Raw genomic sequence first — 5265 nt, 5'->3', positions numbered from 1 at the left:
CCCGGCGCACCCTGCGGGGCGAGGCCCGACGCGAAGCATACTGGCGCATTGAGCAAGCTACCAACACCCGCCTCGACAGCCTGCTGCCGAGCGCCCGGCAGCAGCGCAAGCTGCACCACCGCCGCAACAAGATTGAGCGGCAGTTGCGGCAGCTACCTCCGGCGCCCTGGCGGGGCGAATAGACTACGCATCAGTTTTTTGCAGCAGTAGGCCGGAGGAAAACCGCTCAAACTGGGCCATCAACTGGTTTTCTGCGTATTGATAGCAGTACCGCTATTTATGCATCGCATGCGCTTTTCTCGCTTCTTTACGCTTCTGGCATTTAGCCTGGCCACAGCCAGCTGCTCCATCTTTCACCGCGACAAGCCCGCCCCGCCGGTAGTGGAAACTGTGCGCACCGAAAGCTCGCCGGCCCCCGCCACCGCCGCCCGCGACCTCGCCGACGTGATGACCACCGAGCTCAAGCTCACGCCCGACCAAACTATCCGCGTGCGCACCGTACTCAACGGCACGCTCAAGGAGTCGAACGCCGCCAAGGAGAAGCTGCCCGCCCAATCGCCCCAGCTCCTGGCCGAGCTTAAGCGCATCAACATTAACTCGCAGAAAGAGCTGCGCGCCGTTATCGGCCCCGAGAAGTTCAAGCTGCTGCAAACCAAAGCTGTGCAGCAAAAAATTGCCGCTGACATGCAGCAGAAGCAATAACGGTGGCTGCTCAGTGCCGCCGGTCGTAGTCGCCCGTGGTTTCCCACAAGCCGGCGTAGCGGCCCACGCGGCGGGTTTCGGCCGGCGAGGCTGGTACGAGCTGGAAGTAGGAAGTGCCGTCGTAGCGGGTGTAGCGCACGGTGGCGGGGGCCAGCGCCCGCAGGCGCAAGGTGTCGGTGCCCAGCCGTTGGCGTAACAAGTGGCGGCCCTTGATTTCCAGTCGCTCCACATCCCACATATCAACGCGGTGCGCCGCCGTGCCATCGTAGATGCTCAGGTAATAACGGCCTTGGAAACGGCGCAAGTGTCCCGCGCCGAAGCTGTCGCCAATCGTGAAAACCGTGTCGGTGCGCAGCCAGCTGTCGCGCACCGAGTCGCGGCCGAGCTGGTGCAGGTAGTGCAGCTTGCCATTGGCCAGGAAGGTACTATCAGCCCGCATCTTGTAGCCCAGCGAGTCGAGCTCATGCCGGCTGCGGCGCTGCGTTTCAAGCTCCTGCACCCACATGGCCGTGCGCCCGATGCACACGGAGCTGGTCGAATCCTCGGCGGTATACACGCCTCGGTGGCGGGCCGGAAACTCCGCCATATCTGCCGCCTGTGCCGGAAAAGGGCCGCCAAACGTCACGGCCCAGCCGCCATCGCAGGCCACGAGCAGCGGGCAGCCAATTCCTATTCCTAGCACGCGCACCCAGCCGTTGATTTTCATGGCTTTTCATACTCCAACCGCTGCAAAGGTAACCCGACCAAAACAGCCCGGTTGCTCCGGTTTTCGGCCTGAATTTCCTTCTACAGGTACTTCACCAGCAGATTCACCAGCTTCTGCACCTTGGGGGTGTAGGGCGGATACATGGCCTTGATGCCGGTGAGGCCTACGCGCTGCCGCATCACGCCCTTCTCGTTGCTGAATGCCAGGAAGCCGGCGTGCCCGTGCGCCTTGCCCAGGCCCGAGTTGCCAACGCCGCCGGTGGGCAGCTCGGGATGGGCGAAATGCAGCACTACCTCGTTCACGCCCGCGCCGCCAGCCGAGATATTGTCGAGCAAATAGCGGCGGTTTTCGGCGCTGGCACTGAACACGTACTGCGCCAACGGCTTGAGCCGGGCATTCACGTAAGCCGCCGTTTCGTTCAGATTTTTGTAGGTGAGCACGGGCAGCAGCGGGCCGAAAATTTCCTCTTCCAACACGCGGGCATCGGCCGGCACGTTGGTGAGGATGGTGGGCGCGATGTAATTCTGGCTGGCGTCGACTTCGCCGCCCACGGCCACGGTCGCGCCCTTGGTCTGGGCATCTTCGAGCAGGCCGGCGAGGCGGGCAAAGTGGTTTTCGTTCACGATGCGGGCCAGCGAATCCGACGCTTCCACGCCCGCGCCGCCGGGGTTGTAAGCCCGCTCGATGGCCGCCCGCAGCTCCTGCACCAGCGCGGGCTGCACGCTTTCGTGCACCAGCAAGTAGTCGGGCGCCACGCAGGTCTGGCCGTTGTTCAGGAACTTGCCCCACACGATTTTCTCGGCCGCGTCGCGCAGGTCGGCAGTTTCGTCCACCACGGTGGGGTTTTTGCCGCCCAGCTCCAGCGTGAGGCCGCAGAGGTGCTCGGCAGCGGCGCGCATCACAATTTTGCCCACCTCGGGGCTGCCGGTGAAGAAAATGTGGTCCCAAGGCAGGCGTAACAGGTCAGTGGCTACTTCCTTGCCGCCCGGCAGCAGCAGGACCTCGTCGGGCCGGAACAGGTCTTCGCACAGCTTTTGCAGCAGCGCCGAGGTGGCCGGCGTCTGCTCGGCGGGCTTGATGACAACAGCATTGCCGGCCGCGATGGCCGAAATCAGCGGGCCCACGGCCAGGTAAAACGGGTAGTTCCAGGGCGAGATAATCAGCACCACGCCCTTGGGCTCGACCTGCACCCACGAGCGGGTGCCCAGCAGCGCCATGCTCGCACCCACCGGGCGCGGAGCCATCCATTTTTTGAGGTGCTTGCTGGTGTGCTTGAGCTCAACCAGCGAGGTCCAGATTTCGGTGAGGTCGGTTTCGGCCGCGGGCTTGCGGAAGTCGGCCAGCAGCGCCTGCTGAATGTCGGTGCGGTGCGCGTGCAGCCAGTCGGCCAGCTTGGCCAGCCGCGCCCGGCGCTCGCCCACGCCTTCGCTGCGCAGCATTGGGGCCCGCTCGCGCAACGCTTCAAACTGCGCCTGAAACGGGTTGGAAGCAAGCGTGGCATGGCGCGGAGAAAGGGCGGCAGCGGGCGGGAAAACGGGCGATTGCATGGGTGGGAAAGCAGCTAGAACGGGCCCGAAATCGGGCTTGCCAGAAAGATACGCGGCTTGCACAACATTTCGTTTGCTCATCCGTCTGCGCACTTGGCTTGTTACTCCAGCATGTCTGCTTCGCGAGGTTAGTGTTATCTTTGCGGCCTTGTTTGCCGATTTCGACCTAGTTAGCCGATTCCGTTATTATCCCGGTCCGCCGCTTTTACATTCATGGCGCACTCATTATTAATTAGTTGTCCGTTACGTGTCGTTCTTTGTCCTTTGCCGCGCCCGGCGGCTGTTTGTTCCGCTGTTGTTAGGTTTCGCCCTTAGCAGCCCGCAGCTGGCCCTTGCCGCGCCCGCCGCCGCCGATACTATTTTAGCCCCTACGCCGGCCGATACGCTCCGCGCTGTTGCCACGGCCACCGCCGCAACGCAGCCGGCCCCCAAGCCGGCCAGCTGCATTGCTCCCGAGCCGCACATCCACCCGCGCGACGCCAACGGCCGCATCACCGACTACACCGTGGCCCCGGGCGTGACCTGGCACTACGACAAACCCAAGCCCTTCGAGTGGGCCTACCACATTCCGCGCGATTTGGGCCAGTTTCCGAAGTTCGCGTTTCGGGCTGAAAATAAGGAGGCGCTGCTAGGCATTGCGGCCGGCTCGGTGGCCCTGTGGGCCTTCGACCAGGTTATTACCGACGGCGCGCAGCAGTTCGGGCGGGCCATCAATCTGAAAGCCGCCAGCACTCAGAAAACGCTGGTGTACATTCCGTTCCGCATCGGCTCAGCCAACCTGCCGTTCGAGTTCAACGTGCCCGACAACCTCAACAGCGCGTTCTACTTCCTCGGCGACGGCTGGACGCATCTCACCGTGGCCAGCAGCTTCTGGATTTACGGCGGCATCAAAAAGGACAACCGGGCGCTACGCACTTCCAGCCAGCTTGGCGAAGCCATTTTCAGCACCGGCCTGGTGGTGCAAACCATGAAGCGCCTCACCGGCCGCCAGAGCCCCTACGTGGCCACGCAGCCGCGCGGCGAGTGGAATTTCTTCCCCTCGTACAGCACCTACCAGAGCTTCGTACCCAACTACGATGCCTTCCCCACCGGCCACCTGGCCACGGCCATGGCCACCGTGACGGTTATTGCCGAAAACTACCCCGAGTACCGCTTCGTGCGCCCCGTGGGCTATTCGCTGATGGGCCTGCTCGGCTACGCCATGCTGAACAACGGCGTGCATTGGGCCAGCGACTACCCGGTGGGCATCGCGTTGGGCTACGCTTTTGCCAAAATTGCGGTGCGCAACGGCCGCACCCGCGTGGAAGCCCCAGCCGATAGCAGCGCGGCGCATGGCACGGGTTTCCGAACCCTACCGCACCCTAAGCCGTGGTTCCAGCGGGGGCAGTTTGCGCCCTACACCTATGGTCCGTTCACGGGGGCCAGCTGGTCGTTGCGGCTGTAGCGGGTTAAAATTTGCTTAAAAAGCAATTCCCGCAGTCCGGGAACCGAATGCGCCCGTACTTTTAAGTATTCCGGAGCATGCGGCTTTTATTTCGCCGCCTTACTGTTACCGCCATGGCCGTCTACTCCCCGACCGTTGCCACCCCGCCTTTGGCCGAAAGCCAGGCCCATTTGCGCCAACAGCTTGATTTGCTGGCCGATTTCTGGAACCAATGCTCCGAGCTGGAGCTAAGCATTCATCCGGGCCCCGGCCGCTGGAGCCGCCGGGAGATTCTGGGCCACCTCATCGATTCGGCTTTCAACAACCACCGCCGCATTGTGGGGGCCTGCCTGGCCCCGCCGCCCCACCAGCTGCGCCCCTACGACCAGGACGCTTGGGTGCGCGTAGCCGACTACCAGCACTACCCCTGCGCCGACCTGCTCGTGCTCTGGACCAGCCTCAACCAGCTCATCCTGCACCTGCTCGACCGCCTGCCGCCGCACCTGCTCGCCAACGAATACCTGACCCTGAACGGCAACCCCACCACCCTGCACTGGCTCATCAGCGACTACGCGCTGCACCTCGAGCACCACGTGTGGCAGATTATTCACGGCGACTGAGCCACCAGGGGCGCTGCTGTACCAAGCCGCCCGCGCCGGTCTATACCAAGCAAAAGCCCGCATCTGAATCAGGTGCGGGCTTTCCATTTTCGGCACAGTTCAGCAACTGATGGGTTGAGCTGTTTCATTCAGGCCGCAACGCTGCCATCGTTTTGCCTTACCGCCTATTCGACGACGAATTTTTTAACGAAGCCGCCGCTGCCGCCCACCTGCACGTGCACCAGGTACAGGCCCGCCGGCCAGCCAGCCGTGGGCAGGCGCAGCGCC

6 protein-coding genes are annotated in these 5265 nt (G+C 63.3%); 4 read left to right on the top strand and 2 right to left on the bottom strand.

The genetic code is table 11. The annotated features are described in order from the left end of the window. Together ACYVDE_RS13895 and ACYVDE_RS13890 are read left to right on the top strand one after the other, a co-directional pair. A partial coding sequence (locus ACYVDE_RS13895) for a hypothetical protein (protein WP_460502143.1) occupies positions 1-182 on the top strand: 182 nt, incomplete at its 5' end. Positions 183-288: 106 nt separating this feature from the next. Then, entirely contained in the window at positions 289-702 is a 414-nt protein-coding gene (locus ACYVDE_RS13890) for a hypothetical protein (protein ID WP_460502142.1), read from the top strand. Between the two features lie 10 nt (positions 703-712). Here the strand turns inward: ACYVDE_RS13890 and ACYVDE_RS13885 are convergent, their stop codons facing one another. Next, positions 713-1408 (bottom strand): hypothetical protein, encoded by a 696-nt coding sequence (locus ACYVDE_RS13885; RefSeq protein WP_460502141.1) that lies wholly within the window; start codon positions 1406-1408, stop codon positions 713-715. 80 nt (positions 1409-1488) lie between these two features. Beyond that, on the bottom strand, positions 1489-2955 hold the full coding sequence (locus tag ACYVDE_RS13880; RefSeq protein WP_460502140.1) for an aldehyde dehydrogenase family protein: 1467 nt from the start codon (positions 2953-2955) through the stop codon (positions 1489-1491). A 247-nt stretch (positions 2956-3202) separates the two neighbouring features. Here ACYVDE_RS13880 and ACYVDE_RS13875 point away from each other — a divergent pair, with 247 nt between their 5' ends. Beyond that, entirely contained in the window at positions 3203-4399 is a 1197-nt protein-coding gene (locus tag ACYVDE_RS13875) for a phosphatase PAP2 family protein (protein WP_460502139.1), read from the top strand. A gap of 113 nt (positions 4400-4512) precedes the next feature. Next, entirely contained in the window at positions 4513-4998 is a 486-nt protein-coding gene (locus ACYVDE_RS13870) for a DinB family protein (protein ID WP_460502138.1), read from the top strand. Positions 4999-5265: the final 267 nt, after the last annotated feature.

Source organism: Hymenobacter agri (assembly GCF_054778495.1).
The sequence above is the reverse complement of the archived record's forward strand: the minus strand, read 5'-3'. Positions and strand labels throughout refer to the sequence as shown.